This window comes from Levilactobacillus sp. FUA 3915 (assembly GCF_044053135.1).
GTDB classification, from domain to species: Bacteria; Bacillota; Bacilli; order Lactobacillales; family Lactobacillaceae; genus Levilactobacillus; species Levilactobacillus lanxiensis.
In genome coordinates, this window is sequence record NZ_CP168704.1 from 2,742,831 (window position 1) to 2,764,074 (window position 21,244).

Annotated in this window: 22 protein-coding genes and 2 pseudogenes; 4 read left to right on the plus strand and 20 right to left on the minus strand. The window is 47.8% G+C overall.

The features are described 5' to 3' along the window. Positions 1-1,241: 1,241 nt before the first annotated feature. Positions 1,242-2,306, plus strand: coding sequence for a tyrosine recombinase XerS (gene xerS, locus ACEPST_RS12675; RefSeq protein WP_125762614.1), 1,065 nt, complete (start codon positions 1,242-1,244; stop codon positions 2,304-2,306). A gap of 186 nt (positions 2,307-2,492) precedes the next feature. Here xerS and ACEPST_RS12680 read toward each other — a convergent pair whose 3' ends face one another. Continuing rightward, a complete protein-coding gene (locus ACEPST_RS12680; protein WP_204120704.1) occupies positions 2,493-3,077 on the minus strand; it encodes a TetR/AcrR family transcriptional regulator in 585 nt (194 codons plus the stop codon). A 181-nt stretch (positions 3,078-3,258) separates the two neighbouring features. On the opposite strand from ACEPST_RS12680, the gene ACEPST_RS12685 reads away from it, so the two are divergent. Further along, on the plus strand, positions 3,259-4,674 hold the full coding sequence (locus ACEPST_RS12685; protein WP_204120705.1) for an MDR family MFS transporter: 1,416 nt from the start codon (positions 3,259-3,261) through the stop codon (positions 4,672-4,674). Positions 4,675-4,748: 74 nt separating this feature from the next. On the opposite strand, the gene ACEPST_RS12690 is transcribed toward ACEPST_RS12685, so the two are convergent. The 5 genes and pseudogenes from ACEPST_RS12690 to ACEPST_RS12710 all read right to left on the minus strand — a co-directional run bounded on the left by ACEPST_RS12690 (position 4,749) and on the right by ACEPST_RS12710 (position 8,811). Then, positions 4,749-5,282, minus strand: coding sequence for a hypothetical protein (locus ACEPST_RS12690; RefSeq protein WP_204120706.1), 534 nt, complete (start codon positions 5,280-5,282; stop codon positions 4,749-4,751). Positions 5,283-5,397: 115 nt separating this feature from the next. Further along, positions 5,398-6,355 (minus strand): annotated as a pseudogene (locus ACEPST_RS12695) (zinc-binding dehydrogenase). Positions 6,356-6,417: 62 nt separating this feature from the next. Further along, a complete protein-coding gene (locus tag ACEPST_RS12700) occupies positions 6,418-6,765 on the minus strand; it encodes an MmcQ/YjbR family DNA-binding protein (protein ID WP_204120707.1) in 348 nt (115 codons plus the stop codon). 2 nt (positions 6,766-6,767) lie between these two features. Then, a complete protein-coding gene (locus ACEPST_RS12705) occupies positions 6,768-6,974 on the minus strand; it encodes a helix-turn-helix transcriptional regulator (RefSeq protein ID WP_203645740.1) in 207 nt (68 codons plus the stop codon). A gap of 146 nt (positions 6,975-7,120) precedes the next feature. Next, a pseudogene (locus tag ACEPST_RS12710) lies at positions 7,121-8,811 on the minus strand (MFS transporter). Between the two features lie 92 nt (positions 8,812-8,903). Here ACEPST_RS12710 and ACEPST_RS12715 point away from each other — a divergent pair. Beyond that, positions 8,904-9,443, plus strand: a complete 540-nt coding sequence (locus ACEPST_RS12715; protein ID WP_204120708.1) for a TetR/AcrR family transcriptional regulator — start codon at positions 8,904-8,906, stop codon at positions 9,441-9,443. Positions 9,444-9,502: 59 nt separating this feature from the next. Here the strand turns inward: ACEPST_RS12715 and ACEPST_RS12720 are convergent, their stop codons facing one another. The 13 genes from ACEPST_RS12720 to ACEPST_RS12780 form a co-directional block, all read right to left on the minus strand. Next, entirely contained in the window at positions 9,503-10,345 is an 843-nt protein-coding gene (locus tag ACEPST_RS12720; RefSeq protein WP_204120709.1) for an alpha/beta hydrolase, read from the minus strand. Positions 10,346-11,043: 698 nt separating this feature from the next. Further along, positions 11,044-11,322, minus strand: a complete 279-nt coding sequence (locus ACEPST_RS12725; protein ID WP_239064483.1) for an AbrB family transcriptional regulator — start codon at positions 11,320-11,322, stop codon at positions 11,044-11,046. A 179-nt stretch (positions 11,323-11,501) separates the two neighbouring features. Continuing rightward, positions 11,502-12,794: a YhgE/Pip domain-containing protein gene (locus ACEPST_RS12730; RefSeq protein ID WP_204120710.1), complete on the minus strand. Its 1,293-nt coding sequence runs from the start codon at positions 12,792-12,794 to the stop codon at positions 11,502-11,504. 129 nt (positions 12,795-12,923) lie between these two features. Next, complete coding sequence (locus ACEPST_RS12735) at positions 12,924-13,562, minus strand: TetR/AcrR family transcriptional regulator (RefSeq protein ID WP_204120711.1); 639 nt, start codon at positions 13,560-13,562, stop codon at positions 12,924-12,926. A 136-nt stretch (positions 13,563-13,698) separates the two neighbouring features. Beyond that, positions 13,699-14,130, minus strand: a complete 432-nt coding sequence (locus ACEPST_RS12740) for an NUDIX hydrolase (RefSeq protein ID WP_204120712.1) — start codon at positions 14,128-14,130, stop codon at positions 13,699-13,701. Between the two features lie 149 nt (positions 14,131-14,279). Continuing rightward, positions 14,280-14,720 carry a hypothetical protein gene (locus tag ACEPST_RS12745; protein ID WP_204120713.1) on the minus strand — a complete coding sequence of 147 codons (441 nt, stop codon included), beginning with the start codon at positions 14,718-14,720 and terminating at the stop codon, positions 14,280-14,282. Then, on the minus strand, positions 14,680-14,850 hold the full coding sequence (locus tag ACEPST_RS12750) for a hypothetical protein (protein ID WP_203645769.1): 171 nt from the start codon (positions 14,848-14,850) through the stop codon (positions 14,680-14,682). Before ACEPST_RS12750 ends, ACEPST_RS12745 begins: the two co-directional genes overlap by 41 nt. Before the next feature lie 180 nt (positions 14,851-15,030). Beyond that, a complete protein-coding gene (locus ACEPST_RS12755) occupies positions 15,031-16,377 on the minus strand; it encodes an MFS transporter (protein WP_204120714.1) in 1,347 nt (448 codons plus the stop codon). Positions 16,378-16,514: 137 nt separating this feature from the next. Further along, positions 16,515-16,802, minus strand: a complete 288-nt coding sequence (locus ACEPST_RS12760) for an ArsR/SmtB family transcription factor (RefSeq protein WP_204120715.1) — start codon at positions 16,800-16,802, stop codon at positions 16,515-16,517. A gap of 42 nt (positions 16,803-16,844) precedes the next feature. Next, positions 16,845-17,234, minus strand: coding sequence for a DUF3021 domain-containing protein (locus ACEPST_RS12765; protein WP_204120716.1), 390 nt, complete (start codon positions 17,232-17,234; stop codon positions 16,845-16,847). A gap of 11 nt (positions 17,235-17,245) precedes the next feature. Continuing rightward, entirely contained in the window at positions 17,246-17,767 is a 522-nt protein-coding gene (locus ACEPST_RS12770) for a LytTR family DNA-binding domain-containing protein (protein ID WP_395390970.1), read from the minus strand. Continuing rightward, positions 17,722-18,597: an ABC transporter permease gene (locus ACEPST_RS12775; protein ID WP_204120718.1), complete on the minus strand. Its 876-nt coding sequence runs from the start codon at positions 18,595-18,597 to the stop codon at positions 17,722-17,724. Before ACEPST_RS12775 ends, ACEPST_RS12770 begins: the two co-directional genes overlap by 46 nt. Position 18,598: 1 nt before the next feature. Then, complete coding sequence (locus ACEPST_RS12780; RefSeq protein ID WP_204120719.1) at positions 18,599-19,459, minus strand: ABC transporter ATP-binding protein; 861 nt, start codon at positions 19,457-19,459, stop codon at positions 18,599-18,601. A 165-nt stretch (positions 19,460-19,624) separates the two neighbouring features. On the opposite strand from ACEPST_RS12780, the gene ACEPST_RS12785 reads away from it, so the two are divergent. Then, on the plus strand, positions 19,625-19,837 hold the full coding sequence (locus tag ACEPST_RS12785) for an antitoxin MazE (protein WP_204120720.1): 213 nt from the start codon (positions 19,625-19,627) through the stop codon (positions 19,835-19,837). Between the two features lie 174 nt (positions 19,838-20,011). Here the strand turns inward: ACEPST_RS12785 and ACEPST_RS12790 are convergent, their stop codons facing one another. Continuing rightward, on the minus strand, positions 20,012-20,710 hold the full coding sequence (locus tag ACEPST_RS12790; protein ID WP_204120721.1) for a hypothetical protein: 699 nt from the start codon (positions 20,708-20,710) through the stop codon (positions 20,012-20,014). Positions 20,711-21,244 lie beyond the last annotated feature (534 nt).

A 21,244-nucleotide genomic window follows, 5' to 3' on the forward strand; every position in this document is an offset into this window, starting at 1 on the left:
ATTAGACAATTTGCCAGCTGATTTTTTATTTTGGCTCTGGGGCGGTATTTTTTTGAGTGAACCACTACTTTCGATAATATATATTATGTAAAGTAGAATAGTTTTCTGATTTAGGCATGAAGAATGGCCATGCCCTTTCTTTGATTTGCGTCGATTTATTTTGCAATGCCACTTATGGACTTGCTGTTACTGATTTGAAAAACATGTTAGCCAAGTTGAACAGCAAGTCGCTGACGACATACGTGTGTCTAACGATCATGATGCTCAGCAGATTGCTTGCGTCACCGCTAGCTTAAACGAACTGGCAAACTTACCGACTGCAATCCAGCCGTCCGCAGCTAAATCAGTTTAATTTCAATTAAGTGTTGCTGTCACAACTGCATGCTGCCAGCAAACCTATTCACCAGCTAAGACCAGCCAAAATCATCAAATTACAGGCGGATTCTCCGTTGATCTCATGGTCAGGTCTCCGTCTAAAGTCTGAACGTGTGCTTAGAATCAACGTCCCAAATCACGTGATGACCGTTGATTCCGATAGCACTTGGTCCTCTGAGATTGCTACCGGTTCTTAAGCTAAAGTACCAGATGAACGCGGATTACTAGTCAGTGATTGGAAAGTACTTGCTGCCTGGCTCGGTGATGGCAATTGCTGAGCTTAATCGTAGATGATCTACATGGTCTGTCTAACGGATACACGTAGACATTGCTGATGATTGTCATCGCTGGCGTGGGTATCAGCGACTGGTTAGTTGGGCTTTGTTCCATAAATATAGTTCCAATAGTGTCCAGACGACGTTTTCTTCCTAGGCATGATGCTGCATGCGTGACGTGTTATAGGCCTAAAACGCCGTTGCAACAGTGTTTACGGCTTATGCTGATTGTCAATTTCATGCGATATTGCTAGCACATGATTAGGAACTTGAGCCCCCAACGAATGCTGCTACATCAGTATTTAACGGCTATTTGTCAACTTCAAAAGTACCATAAGTAAACATGCCCCTCAACATAAAACATAGCCCACATGTCGTTAAAAAGGCCTATATAACAGGCATCACAGGCATTTTGCACCTAAACACGTTAACTAGCTCCTCAGGTCATGCCGGCACCATTCAAACGACTACTTTCATTAAAACAAATATTTTAAAGATAGTAGTAGCTAAAAATAAGGCGGGGGACTTGCTTATTTGCTCATTCACCGGTATCATATAAAATATGAGAACATACGTTTGGAGGCCACTTCTATGGAGAAGCAACATTATTTAAAATTAATTAGCGAAGAACTGGCCACCGCGCCCTGGTACGTCCAGGAATACTACCAGGCCAAGGCGACCGTCCCCCTGTCCCCAGCCACCCTCTATCAATATCTAACCGAGTACCGGCGCTTCTTCAACTGGCTGATCAGTGAAGGCTTAACCCCGGCCAGCCGCCCCGCTGATATTGATATTCAGGTGTTGGCTACTTTAAAGAAAGAAACCGTTGAGTTGTACAAGTCCGCCCTGCTGAATCAAACCAAGCTCACGGGTGCCCCTGGTAGCCGAACGCATCCAACCATTAACCGTTCGTTAAACGCCCTCTCGTCGCTCTTCAAATACCTAACGGAAGACACCGAAGACGAGCACGGTGAAGCCTACTTCGACCGTAACGTGATGCACAAGATTGCCCTGGTGCGAACCAGTGAGACCTACGCGACCCGAGCGGCCAACTTAAAGACCAAGCTCATGCTGGGCAACACGGATCATGATTACCTGGCTTTTATCGACGAAAAATACGAAGGCTTATTGTCACCGGCCAAGAAACGGTACTTTCACCGGGATAAGCAGCGAGACCTGGCCATCAACGCCCTCCTGCTGGGCAGCGGCTTACGGGTCTCGGAGGCCGCCAATGCTGACCTGCGCCACCTGAACTTGAAGACGGGGACGATTGGCGTGGTCCGTAAGGGTGGCCAACGAGATACCGTTCCGATTGCGCCATGGACGTTGCCTTACATCCAAGACTACGTTGACCACCGCACAGCGATTTATCACGCTACCAGCAGCGACCGGGCCCTATTTCTCAGTAGCTATCGTGGGCAGGCCTCACGCATGCAGGCCAACTCCATGGAAAAAATGGTGGCCAAGTACTCCAGCGCGTTTAAGGTCCGTATCACCCCACATAAGCTCCGGCACACGTTAGCCTCAAAACTCTACCTCGCCACCAAGAATGAACAGCTTGTGGCCACCCAGTTGGGCCAGAACTCAACTAGTGCGACCGGGCTGTACACCCATATCATTGACGAGGAACAACGGCATGGGTTGGAGAAAATGTAAAATGTTAATTGATTTCGCTTAAAAATGGACTTTATTTTGGATTTAATTTAAAATCAGCAATTTAAGTTTAAAAAAGCCAGATCTCCTTTCATGAGGAATCTGGCTTTTAGTCTCCCATAAATTTGGCTAGTTGCGGCATTTTTCATACCAAGTTATTTATACCATTTCTGAGGGCATTAGTAATATTCATTCATTTAGAAAACGGTCATACACAGGCATCAAAGCCATATTGACCAAGTTATGAAAACGTTGCTTAGTTATTGGCTCATCATCAAATAAAGTATCGAGTGTTAGTAAAATAGGCATGTTATAAAACTGTTGGGGCATTTCAGCCTTCAAATCACCGCGAACTCGTGCCTGATCAAATATTTTTTTAACAATCTGAGTCAGATAATTATCCCGATTAAGCTTGTCAAAATACTCGCCAAGAGTAATACTCCCCAGTCGTTCTTTAGCAAGCCCAATCATATTTTGATAATTCATTTGAGACATTGCGTTTACTATTTCATCAAACAACTTGATTAAGTCTTTTTTTACACTACCAGTATCGGGAACTTCTAAATTAAATTTTCCTATCTGTGTTCGCAATGCTGCCAGGACAATATCAGCTTTAGAATCCCATCGACGATACAGGACATTCTTATTCGTACTGGCATTCTTCGCAATCATATCCATGGTTAAATCTTCATATTTGGTTGTCGCAATTAACTCTAACGTGACTGCCAAAATATCATTTTCGAGTTGTTGCCCCCGTCGCCGTTTCTGTACCATATCATAAACTCCTATCTTAATCTTGTATTAACTGTACCACGAAATCAACTTTTAAAGTAACGTCCCACTTCTATCAGCGAACACCAAACGCAAAAAAACTTGACGGAAATCACCTTTAGGTCTAAGATACTTCAGTACCTTAAATTAGATACTATGGTACCTTAAAAATGGAGGCGTCAAAATGAAAGAACAAAAATTACCACGAAACATCTTAACTCAAGCCTGGATCATCGTTTTAGGTGCCATCGCACCGCTTCTTGATTCAACGATGGTCAATATTGCTCTCAATCATTTAGTTAAGAGCTTCAACACCTCATTGAGTACCGTTCAGTGGGTTGTCACTGGCTACCTGTTAGCTATGGTAGTCGCTGTGCCATTCACCGGCTGGCTCACCGATAAATTTGGTGGCAAAAATGTTTTCTTAGCGGCTGAGCTGTTATTTGGTATGATGTCACTTGCTGCCGGTCTTTCAGGAAATATCAACGTCTTGATTGTTTTTCGTTTCGTTCAAGGCTTCAGTGCTGGACTGATTACCCCACTATTGACGACGCTACTGGTTGATATTGCTGGTACCAGTATGATGGGTCGTTTGATGGCCGTGGTTGGTCTACCAGTCTTATTAGGACCAATTTTAGGACCAGTCTTTGGCGGTGTCATCGTTCAATATTTAAATTGGCGGTGGATTTTCTTCGTGAATATTCCAGTAACCATCATTGCTGCGCTCTTTATTTGGTTAAAGCTGCCACATACGGCGCCTAAGAACATCCATGCCAAATTCGATTGGCTCGGGGTCGCTTTACTTGCAGGGATGTCAGCCAGCATTGTGTATGGTGTTGTCCAAGCAAGTTCCAAAGCTAATTTTACCAATAGCACCACGATTACTTACCTAATCATCGGTGCAATTGCAGGTGTTCTGTATGTCATCTATGCGGCATTGAAAAAAGAACAGGCCATCGTGCCACTCTCCCTATTCAAACATGGAAACTTCAATGGTTCGGTGATTGGCCTATTTTTAGCCGGTGTCGCAACGAATGGTCCAATGCTATTGTTGCCACTATTCTTTCAAAATTTACGTGGTCAATCAGTTGCAATGGCTGGGCTGTCACTGTTACCACAAGGTATTGGTATGTTGCTTGCGCGACCAATTATTGGTCGTTTGATTGATAGTATCGGTGCACGTTTTGTCATGCTTGGTGGCCTAGCAATCACACTGATTGGCTCAGTCCCTTTCATCTACTTTAACCAACACTCTGCTTATTGGCTGTTGATGGTGGTCCTCTTCATTCGAGGAATTGGGGCCGGGGCGATCATTAGCCCGCTTATGACCGATTCTTTCATCGGTATTGACCCGAAACTATCTGGTCAAGTTTCAATCGCAACTCGGATCATGCAAAACGTTGGTGGTGCCTTTGGGTCTGCTTTATTAGCCACCATTGTTGTGAATTATCAGACTAATCATACTCATCTTCTGAGATTGAGCATGATTGCTTCAAGTTACCAACAAGGATTTTTATGGGCCGTCATCTTCACAGCATTACTAGCGATTCCAGCGATGTTGTTGACTAACCGGTTAGGTCATCCTAAACAAAATTCGTAGACTATTTCGTAATCCTTAATCGATATTTTAGTAGTTTTATTTAAAATAGCCCGATTTTTAGCAATATTGTTAGCTTAGTCTCGACGACGTCTTCTTCCACTACGGTCATGATGCCGCTCAGCTTGAAGTTCAGCGTTGGCACGCATTTCCGTTGGATATTTCTGGCTAGCTAACCACCAGACACACCCACGTTGCACCAGCAAGGTGACGCCTAAATAGAGCAATAACGTGACCGAACTGCCGGTCCATAGCCGATCAACACCCAAGTGGCCGGCGATACCGACGACCCACCAGACCAACGTCAGCCAATTCCCTTGGCGTATTACTAGCCCATTATTATCCACCCAGAAACGATAAGACCAGGCCCGTAACAAGGCAAAAATGATTGCACTAGCTAAGCTCAAGCTGCCAAAGACAACTGCCTGTGAAGGGCTTATCTGTAAATGCTGTTTATTGAAGGCATCTCCAATTGATGCAGCACCCAATAGCGTGACCAGTACAAAGAATGACATTTTAAAACGAACTACCTTGGGAGCAAGTTGCCGTTTAATCACAACGAAAAGCAACCAGGCACCCAACACCAAATTGGTCAAATCTAAATTTTGCATCGTTAAACTCCTTAAGCTATTTATTTAAGTGATTAAAACTATCTCTGTAGTATACACCTTCAACCAAAAAAATGGTCAACCTCAATATGAGTTGACCATTTTTACCTATCTTTATCTAGGGCAATACGACAACCTTACCAAGGCCCTCACTAGTCGCCAAGTACTCATGCGCGGCTCGCGTTTCAGCTAGCGTAAAGATATGATCTGGGGTCACATCAACCTGGTGTTCTGCGATGAAGTCGAATAAGGTTTGGATACGTCCAGCATCCACGTGACCCGAATAGAATCCCGTCAGGTAACGATTGTTGGGGATGTCCAATGGGATCGAAACCATCCAGCGTCCAAACGCCACCGAGCTCCCCGGTCGCGCTGACGATGCCCCATTCGGCCGTGTGCTGCAGGGAATCCCGCACGGCTGAGGGGCCCATCAAATCCACAATCTTGTCGAATTCACCCGTTTCTGCCGGCAAAACGTTAGCGTCGGGCGTGTGCAGGACCTGATCAATCCCGAGCTGCTTCAGCGCGCTATCCTTACGCGTTGAGCGCGAAGTCCCCGTGACTGACAGATTCAAGCCAGATGCTTTCATTAATTTCAGCACCGCAACGCCCACGCCACTAGTGGCGGCCCGAATCAACACGCGGTCACCCGTCTGCAAGCGTAAGCTCTGATAGATACCAAACGCCGTGTAGAAGGTCTCGGGCACCGCCGCCAGTTGGGCCCAGTCTAGCTTAGTCTTAATCGGATATACCTGGTCGTTGGACAGCAAAACATATTCGGCATAACTGCCATCAAAGGCCCGACCCATTTCGCCCATTAAGGAAACCACGGTTTGGCCAAGATGAAATTGACCCGGTGCGCTGGTTTCATCAACCGTGCCCACAACTTCAATCCCTAATATGCGGGGAAACTGCACGGAAGGCGACTTGCCCTCTCGCGTAAAAATTTCTGAATGATTGATGCCAAATCCCCGAACTTTAACCCGTGTCCAGCCCGGTCGAACCGCGGGGGTTGGGACCTCCGTGTATTCCAAAACTTCTGGCCCACCTGGCCGTTTAACGACTACCGCATGCATGGTGTGATCTTCCCTTCATTTTGCAAAAAAGCTGAATTGATTCGTATTCATCATACCATTAATCAATCGGTCAATTGGAAACTTGCATCAACCAGTTTCCGTAAGACCTCTTTGGATGGCACTTGACTGATGTCCAGGGTAATCCAGTTTTGCTTCGTGAAATGCTGTCCCGGGAGGATATAAGGCATCGTGTTAACGAGCTCATCAATGCTGGCAGGGTGACATTTTAAATCCAGGTACAGGGTGTCATCTTTCTCGTAGGCCAACCCAAATATTTTCTTGCTGGCCGCGTGTCGTAACGCGTCAAAGACAATCCGATTGCGGCGTCCCGGAGCGTTAAACGGCTCATCAACACTAACTTTTTTGTCTGCACTGCTGAATGCAATGAGGGCTTCTTTTGTCATTTCCATAATTACGACTCTCCTTCACTTCGATAGTCAAACAAGACGTCTACTGATGTGTTTAGAATCTGTGCTAATTTGAAAGCCAGGCTTAGCGACGGATCATACTTATCGTTTTCAATGGCATTGATTGTTTGCCGCGTCACGGCCGCTAACTTAGCCACCTCTGCCTGGGATAGTTTTAATGTTTTACGCCGAATGGCAATACTATTTTGCATGGTTTTCGCCTTCCTATGTCACACTCATTTAACACCTTTAGTAAAACATGTTTGACATAAAATGTAAAGACTTTTTGACACCATGTATCGTCAGCCAGCAAAAAAGACGTCTGAGATCTTCGTCAATCCCAGACGCCCACTAAAATTTAGTTTCGATTCAGATAATCCTGACGTTTCCTAAACAGAAATACCGTCAACAACATGCCAAATGTAAATGGCAGTGCCAATCGATATGGCCGCAAGAAGGCCTGAGTTAATTGTTTTTTAATTTCGCGCCTGATTGTCGCAACCACCGGCGTCAAAGCCCGATTATCTTGAGTAACTTGGGTCGTCACAGCCTGGCTAACCTGTTGGTGGATACGCCGTTTAACGGTAGCTGGTGCTTGGGTCAGCTTATTTTTCTGTAAGGCTTGCTGGTAGTTTAAACGGATAAGTCGTTGCGTTTTCGTCTTACCAATGAACGTCGTCTGTTGATGCTTAGGCGTTTTCTCCGTAGCTAACTGCGTTTTTACCTGCACCAGCGTGTCGTGCTTCACCTTATCCGTTCGACGCCGTCCTGCGCAAAGGTCCAGATATTGGTCTTCGCCGTTACCAGATTGGCAGACAGCGCCGACACAAAGATGGCCACAGCTAGGGATGTCCCAATCTGCCGAAAAACACCAATGACGCTCTGCGAGGCCGTTAGTAGATTGCCGGTGAAATCGCCCGCCGCCAATACCGTAATCGGTCCAATCACGATGCCATAGCCTGCGCCCACTAGGATTGCCGCTACACAGACCTGCCAATAGATATTGGGATTCATTTGACTAAGGGCCACGTAACCTCCAATCATCGACAGACTGCCCATCAAAATGACGGCTCGCGGCCCTACCTTGGATAACAGCCAACCGCTGATGGGTGACCAGATGAAGATCATAAGCGAGGCCGGCGTAATCATCAGTGCTGCCAGGAGTTCACCCTTATTTTGTACCTTCGTAAAGAAGCTTGGCATCAGGACTAATAGCGCAACCAGAAAGATACCGGACATCACAGTCACAACTGCTGATCCGACAAACTGTTTGTCCTTGAATAAAGCCAGCGGCACCATGGGTTGTTGGCTATGTGCTTCGACCACAATAAAAGCAGCCAGTGCAACCAGACTCAGTAGACCGAGTCCCAGACCTCTCCCGCTCGTCCACCCCCAGTCACTGCCCTTGACCAGCAACAGGGTTAGGCTGAATAACATCATCATTGAGAGTAGCGAACCAGCAACATCTAAACGTTCCTTGGTTTGCTTGCTTTCATGCAGATCTAACAATCGCCAGCAAAGCACGAGTGAAAGCAAGGCAAACGGCACGTTGATCAAGAATATTCCACGCCAACCAAAGAATTGCGTCATGATTCCACCAATCGTTGGTCCCATGGCCGCCGCTAATCCCTGCGTGACGCCCAGTGTGGCAATCGCACTGGTTCGTTTTTCCATAGGAACGCTCTGAATGCCAATTGTCATACTAGCTGGGAAGACGATTGCTGCTCCCAGACTCTGAATTCCCCGGCCCACAATTAGCCACGCCACATTAGCTGCTAATCCAGAAAATAGTGACCCAACTAAGAATAATGCTAAACCTAAGATGTAAAACCGGCTGCGACCATGGATATCTGCTAATCGGCCTAAGGGAATCGTCAAACTGGCAAACAAAATCGTATATAAATTGAGCGCCCATGAGAGCTGCTCCAGACTGGTCGATAATCCGGTCTGAATCGCCGGCAACGCAATGTTCATCACCGTTGTGTCCAACATACAAAGAAAAATACCAATGGCCATTACCCCAACTAACTTCACTGATTTTTTCATCATCTTGACCCCCTCTTCAAGTGTTATTGCTAGTTTATCGGCTGCCACCACGATAAACTAGCTTTAGGTTACAGAAAGGGAGAGGTTGTTACCTAATGAATCCGCATGACCGAAAGCAGCAGAACTTAGCGGCCATTTATCAGGCTTTACTGGAGCTGATGATGCACAAGCCACTGACCGACATTTCTATCACCGAGCTTTGCCAGCGGGCCCAAGTCTCACGGACCTACTTTTATCGCCACTATCAAAATTTTGATCAGATTATTCGAACATACCAAACGCAGAACATGCTGCGCTATCTGCGCCGATTGCCACGGACATCGCAAGTTGAATTGGCGCGCTTAATGACCCACTACTTTGAGAATACGAAGTCTGAGGCTGAAACCTACCAACTTCTGATTAAAAATGATAAATTGGCTATTCTGCTGGAAACATTTCAGACCGTTTTTCAGCTACTCATCAAGCAGGACCGTATTGAAAAACACACGTCGCGGTTAACGGCCCCTTACTATCTAGAGTTCTTTTCTGGTGCCGTCATCAACGTTACGGTCAACTGGGTCAAGAATGGTTTTGTTGAATCCCCGGAGTATCTAGGTCAAATGGTGGCTCAGTTTACATTGGATCAACAAGACTAAAAAAAACAATCATCTGGAGAATTCTCAGAGATTGTCTCTTTTAGTCGATGATGACCTATTTATTTCGCTAGCAAAAATCTAATCAACAACCGATCCACCTGTACATTGTCATGCAGTTTGCTATGTTGCGCATTCGTCCCAACAATTTTACGCTCCTGATAAGACTTGGCACGACCAGCAACCAGGTACCGCAACGATTGGGATGATGCATTGCTGACGGATCCATCCGAGTGCGAACCATCATCCTTGTCGCCGTAAATGTTGAGCACCGCCGCTTGCTTTGGGTAAGTCTGTCGGAGTGGTAACAGGGCGCGATACTCGGGCTGCATGTTAGTTGGCTTACCGTTGGCTTGGAGTTTCATCCGGTTGGGTTCATCGTTCATGCCCAGAATTCCGTTAAAATGACCGGCAATGTCGACTTGCTTCTGCAGCTTGGGCATTTTGGCTGAATTGCCCAGCAAGCCATACATAATGGCCATATTCCCCATTGAATGACCAACCACGTTAAACCTTTTGATGTGATACTGGTGTTGCAGCTTCACAACCGTTGCCCGGGCCCAGTGTCCCCACTGCTGCGGACTGCTATTCCGGCTGTCTTGAAAGTCTACTTCTACAATGGGGTGATCATCAGCCTCGTGGAAGCGACCCGTCAGCGTGACCTTGCCCCGTTTCGAAACGGTTGCCCGCATAATGGTCTTCGTTAGACCGGCATTGACGAGCGCGTGCGCCATCTGTTCCTCAGCGTGATAACTACTGCCCCAACCGTGAAAAAACAGTGTGGGCTCGTATTTACTAGCGTCAGGTAAGTCCGACGCGGCTTGGTGCTTGCTAACTCCGCAGGCTGACAATCCAGCGAACAGGATACCTATCCCCAAGGCTAACAGTAATCTTCTTCTCAACATAACATTTCTCCCCCATATTTGGCGTAAATCTTAATTGATAGCACCAGTATAGCCCTTCACGTGGACTCTAATGCAAGAGATATCTCAGTGAATCTGCAAATATTAAAGTGCCTACCACGAAATAGGACATTAATTATTTCAACTTTCAATCAATTTGGTAGAAATGATCAAGCCAATATTCTCAGCATATTGACTTGGTTCACCTATCAGACTACTGTTAAGGGAGACACAAGGAAGGGGCTTTACTATGTTAAATGGTAAGCATATTTCCCCATGTTTAATTTCAGGGGCTGCGTTACTAACACACGATAATTCTTACAGGGGGGTAGTTGTTACCAATGCTGATTACACAACTTCTACAAGTGAATCAACACCAAACGCAACTGCACTTGCTTTTGGTTAATAATGACAAACGTGTCAAAAAAGTCCTCTTTTCAACGATGTTTTGGCTGATTCTGTCAGTTACCTTCCTATTACTTAATATAAATGCATTATTTATCGGCGTATCTGTCGGCTGGATAGTTTACCTGGTCAAAATATTAAAGTAAATTACTGGATTATTCAATAAACATCGAACTTTAACTTTTTTAAATTAAAACTAGCCATAAACAGGCTCAGGTTCCATTACAGAACTTGAGCCTGTTTACATGCGCACAACTATGTCATCCAAAAATCCATAGGCTCATCAGAACAAACTATCACTCGTCATGCATCCACTCGTCAAAACTTGGTGATTTTTTAGAATCGTAATGTCCATCACTATCAATGTCTACCCGCTCAACCGGCATACCTGCAATTAATTCTTTCCAATCAAGACTAGAAGGAAACCTTTCCAACATTAATTGTCCATCTTCATTGCGGGTGACCCTTAGCTGATTACTTTTCGAAATGATAAGCCTTTCCCTGAAAACAAACGGCATGACAACTTGTCTTTTACTAGAGATTTTAATTGTTTCACTACCTGGTATGAATCCCATGAGCTCCCCACCTCACTTCTTACTCACTTTAGCAATTTCTCACAGGCATTCAAAGTAAAGCGACTCCTAGGAGCTAAACATCACTTACTGTCCGCTAAGCTCTTATAATTCAAAAGGGAAGCAACTCCCAACATGGAATCCGCTCCCCTTTTACATTTGACCGCAAGATGTTTATTTACCTACAGCACCGCCGAATCCGTCCGGTGCCAGTAAAAATACCCCAGCGTGCCCAAACTAAAGACGACCGCAATTCCGGCTAGAATCCAGCTAATCCCCGCAATTGAGCCGCCCAGTGAAATCGTATGCCGCAACCCCGCCATCGCAACGGTCATGGGTAAATACGGGTGAACGGCGCGGTAGAACGGATTGGTGAGTTCAATCGGATACGTTCCACCCGACGCCCCAATTTGAAAGAGCATGAACAGCAGCATTAACCACGCCCCGGTCAGACCAAACCATAACCGGAAACAGGTCACCAAGCTGAAAAATGCCAAGACAATCAACAGGCACAGCAGGTACGTTTTCCCCGGCTCCAGTGGTCGCAGCCCAATGATGTACCACACGCCTAACCACATGGCTGATGCCGCCAACACCACGAACCCCCAGAGGAACCCCATTTTATCCAACCAAGCTAACGCAAAGTTTCGGTAGTTGCCGTGACGCTTGCGGGCATCGTAAATGATATTCAGCGTGATACACCCCACAAACAGAGAGATCGCCATGAAGTACGGCGCCATGCCGGTCCCGTTGTTGGCGACGGCCACCACGTCATGCTGCGTCAACTTCACGGGCATGGCCAATTGCTTCAATTGATCCGCTCGCCGGACCTCACTGAGTTGAACACCCGCCTGCGTTAACCCATTCACAATTTTCTGCGTTGCCGCGGCGAGCTGTGCCGCTGGTAAGCCGGCGGTGCTAGCCTGTTGCAGCTGGCCCAATTGCTTAGCCGTCAACGTCAACCGTTGGCCAAGGTGCCGGGCCACTGCTTGACTGGCTTGCAACTCGGCCTGAATCGTCGACTGGTTCAGCGTTGTCTGCAGCTTCTGCATCGCGGTCGCGCCCATTTTCGACGCTACCGTGCTCTGACCGGCATTGGTGTCATAGGTCACCTTCAACTGCTTCGGTGCCGTTGCCAAATGACTCAGGGTTTGTGACGCGTTGGCCGGAATCTTTAAGACTAGAAATAGCCGACCGTCCTTCAATTCACGCTGAGCCTTCGCCGCTGTCATTCGGTGAAACTGTAACGACTTGCTCTTAACCAACTCTCGTGACACCGTTCGCCCCCAATTCAACGTCCGTGTAGCCCGGTCCTGATTGACGACGGCCATGGGTAAATGATGCAATTCTCCATATGGATTCCAAACGGACGCCAGGAATAATCCGGCATAGAACAACGGAATCACTAAGATGCCTAATAGGATTCGCCAAAGTGCTGGATGATGCTTGAGGTAGACCCATTCTTGAGATTTCATGTGACTTTCCCCCTTTTACGAATGAACGAATCATTCATTCGATTGCCACCCAGTCTAAACACTCCCACCAAAATTACCATTTTTGGTGGCGATTCACGGTGCCTTTGACCGGTTAGCTAATTAAGGGGCTCACTGATAGCTTCGCCGCAACATGTCGCGGACGACGGCCAGCATTTGCTCGTCATCACTACGCGCCATCTCCGTTTCAAAGCTGTCATAGCGCTTATGGGCACACCACCAGAAGACCAGGTCCACCACGATTACCCCGTTACGTTGCGGGTCAGCCAGGTTGGGCCGTTGGCGCTGAAAAAAATCGCCCACGCGCTGATAAATTTCTTGCCGCTGTTGCCGGTATAGTGCCGTCAGGGCCGGATTGACCGTGGGATTGTGCTCAAGAATTAAGAAGTAGCGCGCATACCGCTTGAATGCCGTGAATAACGCCGTCAGTAGCTGGTCAAAGTCGGTGGCCTGCTGTCCGGCCAGCTGATGATTCCAGCCAGCATACGCGGCCTCCGTGCGCCGAACCAGTTCTCTCGGATCAACCGGCTGTAAGGGAAACGTTTGCGGGCGGTCCACGGTTGTCGGTAGCGTTGTCAGGAAGACATAGTCTAGCAGGGCTTCCTTGCCGCTAAACAAGCGGTACAGGGTTCCCACGGCCATCTGCGCGCGTTGCGCAATCATTTGCATCTGAGTCTCATGATAGCCAGGCTGAATGAACAGTTCACTCGCCGCCGCGTAAATACGTTGCAATTTTTCTTCGTCAGTCATCGGTAAGTCACTCCTTTCCGCCTCCATTAAAGCCTAAATCCCCGCAAAGTGCTGACATGTTCACGCTTCTGAGTCGGTTAACTTACAAACCCCTGACGGCGACAAAAAATAAGCCCAAGGACTATTTCCCTTGAACTTATTTTTTAAGTACCCGGCTGACCGCGGTGACCACATAGGGAATGAGCCGATGATTTTCCGTCAGCTGATCCAGTGAGGTCAGGTACTGAAGGCGATCATGTTCAGCGAGGTCTAACCGAATGTTTTGCCCATTCCCAAGGTCAACCTCATCCGCCAAGTAAATTAGCCTGGTGAACAAGGTCGCCTTAGCCACATCGGCGTTTGAGGTTTCCAGAACAATTCGCTGAATTGTGACCCGCAGGCCAATTTCTTCCGCACATTCCCTTACCGCCGCTGCCTGTGGAAACTCACCGTCGCTGGTTAAGCCACCCGGCAGGTCCCACCAACCGGGGAAAACATTTGCTTTTCCCCGTTCAATTTGCGTTCGTCGAAGCACCACGATGCCCTTGTTAGTGGGGACAATAACGTGGGCAATTAACCGATTCAACATTTGGGCCTCCAATCGTCTGAGCTACTGCTAGTAAACGCCAACTGGCCAGTAAATGATAAACATGCGACTGCCTTGAGAATATCCAGTTACAAACACCTTATCAACCAAAAAGCCCAGACCGGAAATTACCATCTGGACTTCAAAATCTATTAAAGTCTTCGCTTAATCAACACTATGGGTGCAAATACAATTAAAACAAAGCAGTAAAATTGACGAATCAACCACGCCCCCCATCCAGTACTAGGCATAGTAGTCTTGATGGGCAAATAAGAAACACGGGTATGCGCAACGCGCCAGTTAGACCCCCGATCATAGTTAGCCAAATCGCTACTGTGAAACTGCATAGCAGTATTCACTTGATCTTTCCCCAAATGTTTAAGCCACGTTGGGCTTTGACGGGCAATGAATGGATAGGCGATTAGCCATGACAAAACGAAATAAATGGTAAAAATACTGTGATCAAGAATAATTGTTGTTCCAACCGTCCGTGAAACTAAAATTAGATAAAGGCTCACTGAAAACAAACTCTGTAAATAAATTTTCAAAATTTTACCCGCCTTGATGCAGACCATCACCAAAATCGCCATCATCCGGAAAACTCCCTTCAGGTAACCAGTAAGCTGATTGGCGGACCTGTGAATTAACCACTACTTTGGTAATCACCGGGCCAGCAATTCCCAATGTTGCCAATGTCAAAATTAAGATCACTAACTTCTCCATACGAATCACCTCTCTTCGAATAAATTTGAACTGATGGTACGACCTAGACCTATCACGCACAACAATAAAACTACTTATTAGCCATGATTTGTAAAATCAACAAAACAATCGAGCAAATAATCTGTACACAAAATCCAAAACAGAAAATTAATTGCTGCCTTGAACCCTTTGTCCAAAATTTCAAGCACGCTCATTTAGCCGTGCGGACCAAACCATGCCCAGCAGCGAAATCACGCCCGCCCCAATCATGATTGCCTGAAAACCGCTAACAAATCCCAACTGGTGAAATTGATAGAAAATCATTACTGAAATTGTTGTCCCCAACGCCCCACCTAACAACCGAAAGACGTTATAGATACCAGACGCCTTGCCAATCATGACATTCGGCACCGCCCCCAGCACCGCTTTCTGTAATGCCGGCCCTGCCATTGATAATCCAACGCCAGCCAGCATTAGCGGTAAGATTAACCACGCATAAGTTTGATGGACAAACACCGCCAACAATAAATAACCCAACCCTTGGAACAGTAAGCCCAGCGTCGCCACTCCCCGTTCACCAAAGCGGTCGACGGCTCTTCCCGCGAATGGTGCCACTAAGACCAACGTTCCCGTCCACGGCAGTAATTCCAGCCCAGCCGTTAACGCCGTCGCCCGTGGTCCGGCCTGCAGATACTGTGGCAGGAAGAAAACGACCCCATACATTGATCCGTAGAGGCAAGCCGTTGCGAGATTGCCAGCCATAAAGGTTGCCTCACGGAAAAGACTCAGTGGCACCATGGGCAACGCTTCCCGGGCCTGCCGAATCAGAAACCAGCCAGCCGCTCCGATACTGAGTCCCCCGATACCCAAGACGAGACTCAGGTTGTCACCCGTGGTCACTGCGGATAATGCCCAAATAATTCCCGCCATGGCCATAATGATCAACGCATTATCAAGTAGACTAATCGGTTCTCGTTGTCCCTGACTCTCTGGCAAATAATGCCGCGACAACAGGATACCCAAGAGGCCAACGGGAACATTGATCCAGAAAATCCACTGCCAAGTCAATTGGGCCACGATGAATCCACCCAAAGACGGGCCCACAATCAAGGCCAGGCCACCAATGCCACTCCAGATTCCTAGGGCACGGCCCCGTTGATTGGCAGGCATAGCGTTTGTCAGAATGGCCATCGACATAGGCGTCATGACCGAGGCCCCCAGCCCCTCGACGATTCGTGCCAGAATGAGCCAACTAATATTGGTCGCCAACGCGCAAAATACCGAACCAATGGTGAAAATTAGAATTCCCCACAAATAGACGCGTCGTCGCCCCCAGCGCTCACCCAAGGCGACGCCAACCAGTAGAATCGCTGCGATGGTAATATTGTAGGCATTCAATGCCCACTGTAGCGTCCCCACTGAAATCTGAAAATCGGTGCGAATAGCCGTCGATGCCGTTGTCACAATCATCGCGTCCATCATGGCCATGAAAAATCCTAACGAGGTTAACCCCAGAATCCATTTCAATCGATGCGTTTCCCCTGTCATTGCCCCATCTCCTAAGGTTGCTTAATAGTTCAAAATGTTTTGAACTATGTAACCATAGCATGCCCCTTGTCAGCTGACAAGCACCAAAATTAAAAAGAGCCGCTCCCAGGGGAACGACTCTGTAATGGTCTAATGTGCTAAAGATTCTGCCAGAAATGGGTCAAGTAGTGGTCAAACGTCGAGCGGTCTAGCTGGACATATTTTTCACGTCCGACCTTGTTTACCGTGATCAATCCCGCTTCCTGGAGGATCTTAAAATGATACGACCCGGACGTCTTACTGATGTTCATGGCACGACCGACCTCACCACATGCCACCTCGTGGTCCAACTGATTGAGATATTGAATGATGGCCAGGCGAATAGGGTCGGCTAGGGCCTTAAAAATTTGGACAGATGCGTCACTTTTTTGCAATTGATTTAGCATTTCACTCATCCTACTAGACTTGATTTTTGAATTCCCCTATCATCACGATTTATGCCGTTGCTTCAACGCCTGATTAATCTGACTGACACGGAGGTGCTGGTCCAACATGACGACGGCCCAAACGACGACGTAAATCAGGACAAACTCAATCCAGAAGGAAACGCCAATGGACCAGTTATTATAGAACATCAGCCCTAATATCAGTGCGGCCGTCCCGACCAAATGAATCCCAAACGCCAGTGGCCAGGCCACGGCTTCATGGTCACTGTCAAAAATCATACTGAGAACACCAATTGCCCCACTCGCCAAAAGCAGGCTGACCACGTTTTTCGGGGAGACGTTGGTGGGGGCCACGCTAAAGGCAATCAGCACGAGATAGGCCACGGCGCCATAACCCACACCTCTGATGGCGTACCTGAATATTTTAGTCATAGCTCCCCCTCCTACAAGCCCAGTTGGCTCATTAAGTCTTTAACATATTTACGACTCACGGCGGTCTTGAGCTGATTCGTTAAGATTGCCGTCATGTTACCAGAGAAACTGTCCTCCAAGGACTGCAGGTGGTCTAGGTTTAACACACCATGCTTGGAGACTTGCACAAAATTAGGGTTGGCTAAGCGTTGGACCAGGTGCCGCAACGTTTCGTGCGTGGTAATCGTGTCCGTGGTGGTGTACAGCATCAGCGTCTCATGCTGCACATCGGCAAGAATAATCGTGGCCGCCTTGACCATCACCAACCGATCCGGCGTCTTCACGGGAATGATTCCCGCATGCGCCACCTGGTAGTTCCCCAGGTAGGTCATAATCGCCGCTGTCTCGGGACTCTCGGCGGCCGCTTCCACCACCACTAGGGGATCAGCCGGATCAATCGTCTCATTCTGTTCAAATTTATGCCGCACGCTGATCCCCCCATTTTCAGTTACCGTTCGCGCAGGTACTGGCGTCGGCGCTGGATCTGTAGCCATTTCAGACCAAATACCAGCACCACGGTACCGCTAAAGATTAATCCCATTATGAGGTAAGTTTCCTGTTGGGTCAACAAGGTCGACCAGTTTAATCGGATACCCATCAATCGTTCAAAGGTATGGCGCGTTGCCAAATGTCCAGCAAAGGCTGATTTCAGCTTGTCGTCCATCAAAAATTGCCGGTAGAGTGCCGCCACGTAGCTGCCGGGAATGAATTTGACCATGCTCTGCGCGAAACCAGGCAAGGCACCAATGGGGATGTACGTGCCCACCAGAAATCCGGCCGCGGTTCCTATGATCGTCCCTAATTTGCCTAAACTGTCCACCGTGTGAATGCCTTGGACAATGGCCGCATTCACCACAACCGCCAACAAAGAGCTCGTGACCATGAGTCCCAACGTGTTCAGAACGGCCGTCCCCGACAACGTCAGACCATCCGTCAGGTAAAAGCCACCCCACATGATGCCAAACATCGCCAGCTGCGTCAGCGTCCCAATCACCGCGGCACTGATCAGGTAGCTGGTGAATAAGCGCAACGGACCGGCATCGGTCAACGTTAAATCGTCCGCAATGTGTTTTTCCTTATCGGTGACCATCAACGCCAGACTGCTGAGAGTCGTGGTGATGCTAGTAATGGCCAGTGTACCCCCAATCAACCACGTATCGAGCAAGGTCTTGGCGTCCGGCATTTGGTGCCAACTCGCTAACATATTTTTCTTCAGAAAGACCAGGTATAGCACAAACGAGATGAGCGCCCCCAAGAGTGAGAAGAAAACTCCGCTGTGATCCCGAAAGTATAGCAGTAAGTTGCGTTTGATCATGGCTAGCATGTTACCGCATCTCCTTTCCCGTTAAGGCCAGGAAGGCATCATCCATGGTGCCCGGCCGGAATTCAAAGTTGCTGATCAATGGCCGATTGGCCGTTAAAATGTCGAGCGCCGCCTGCATCGTTGGGAGGCTAAAAACCAGTTGGTCGGCAGTGCGCCGGATTGGCTGCCGAGCCACCCGAGCTGCTAGTTGCGCCACGTCCGGAGAGGTCAGCGTTAACTGGTCCGCCGCGTAGCGAGTCTTGATATCAGCCGCTGTACCCTGAGCCAGGATTCGGCCATGATCAATCACGATGACGTTGTCCGCCGAGTCGGCCTCATCTAGATAATGTGTGGTCAGGATGACGGTCAGCTTTTTCTCTCGCTGTAACCGTTGAATCAGCGTCCAGATGGCCAGCCGCGTCTGAATATCCAGACCGGTCGTGGGTTCATCCAAGAATAAAATGTCCGGCTCGTTGATCAGTGCCCGGGCAATGTCGACGCGCCGCCGTTGCCCACCGGATAAGGTGCCGTAGCGTTGGGCCATAAACGTGGTAAGTCCCAGTTGCTGGCTCAAAACGGTGACCCGGTCAGCGGGGACGTGCCGGTACTGACCAGCGCGAATCTGTAAATTTTCCCGGACCGTTAAAATATCGTCCAGCACGCTGCCCTGAAAGACCACACCCAGCTTGGGGTCATGGTCGTAGGTTACCTGGCCAGCCGTTGGTTGTAGCAGGCCAATCAACATATTCATGGTCGTCGACTTGCCCGCCCCGTTTGGCCCCAGTAGTGCGGTAAAACTGCCCTTTTCAATCTGCAGGTCCACCGCGTTAACAGCAATGTGATCCCAAAAGGTCTTGGTTAAGTGTTGCGCTTCTAATAGCATCTGCCTCATCTCCTATGCCAGGAGAATACACCGTAAGTGCGCGTGGCGTCTCGGTGATTGGGGTAAGTGGCAATTTTTGCTGGGTAAGTGGTAAACTGGGGCGGGTGAAAGCGTCAAGTTAGAAGACGCTGTATTAAACCTATTCACCCGAGGAGTGATAATGCTATGGAAACAACCATTCGTAAATTTGATCATTCATTGGGAATAATTCTGCCTGAAACACTTAATGCCAAGATTGGCGACCGGTATCAAATTACTAACAATGGGGATAGTTTGATCCTGACGCCGTTACGCAATCAGCTGTTCTCTAACGAAAATGACTGGACCGGCTTCCGTGACAGTATTTCTAAAGCGGATACTGACTGGGACCGTGACTAAATTCCTTGGTTTCTCCCCCAATCGATTCCGAAAAAGGCTAGGACACCGCGGTTTGATCACGCGTGCTCTAGCCTTTTGATTCTCCAAAACAAAAAAGCACCGCCACCTCTCGGATGACCGATGCTTTACGCCCCTTACTTCAGTGACCATTCACGCGTCAAACTAATTCCCCAATTAGTCAGCGTTCTTGAATTGCCCACTGGTTAAAGCGCTCTTCAAGACCCAGCCTTGGCCCTTAACGTAGCTAAACGTTTGGGTCTTCTTGGCTGAATTCTTTAACTTTAATTGCTTCGTAACCTTGTAAGTCGTGCTAGCCTTTAATTGACCCTTGGCTTTCAAGGTTGCCGTTGGCCGGTCGGCGGCGATGGCTGCCTTGTAAACGACTGGCTTGGCGTCCTTGGTGTGCACCGTCTTAGCCTGTTTGAAGAAGCTAGACGAAACGATGGTGTAGTTCACAGCTTTGGCCTTCACACCGTCAGCGGTCTTAAACTTGCCGGCCGTTAACTTGCTGGCAACGACCCAGCCTTGACCCTTAACGTAGCTGTAGGTCTGGTTTTTCTTGGCGTTTAATTTCAGTTTGGCTTGCTTTGTCACTTTGTAAGTGGTCCCTGACTTCAGCTTCCCCTTAGCCGTCAACGTCATGGTTGGCCGATCAGCGGCAATGCTGGCCTTGTAAACGATCGGCTTGGCATCCTTGGTGTGCACCGTCTTGGCCTGTTTGAAGAAGTTAGACGAAACGATAGTATAGGTCTTACTTTGCTTAGCCGTTGCCGCAGTGGCGACAGCCGTCGTGCTCTTAGCAGAAGCCGGTACAGCTAATGCCAACGGCGCAACCATTCCTAAAACAGTCATCAATACTAAAGATTTTTTCATGTAATCCCACTCCTCTTCCAAAGATTAAAGCTAGTATAGGCATGTTACAGAAATGTGTCAATGGCATTTCGACTGTAATATATTAAGATGTTGTAAAGGTGCAATCTTTTAGGGGAGTGACCACTTGCTCACTAAAATGGTCTTCATTCTACAAGTCACTCACGGTCATTGATTTCGATTCCTTAACGACAGAATAACAGACAAATTTTCCTAGTGCTATCTAGAAAAAGGCTATTGACATCAAGTTAACCTGGTGTCAATAGCCTTTATTAAAAGCAGGTTTGGCCCCCAGCGGACGGAGTCATCAGTAGCAGAACCACTGACAGAAGTTATCTGGATTTTTTGTCTCCAGCAGACGGGGCTAGTAGCAGAACCGCTAGCAAAAATTATCTGGATTTTAGGTTGCCTGACCAACCAGAAGCTAAAAACTGCCCTTAGCTTCTGTCTACAATATACAGTGTTTTATTCAAAAAGCAAACAGAGTTACGCTTCTGTCCTGAGTTTGTAGTCGATTTTGCTCTTTTTCGCTACATG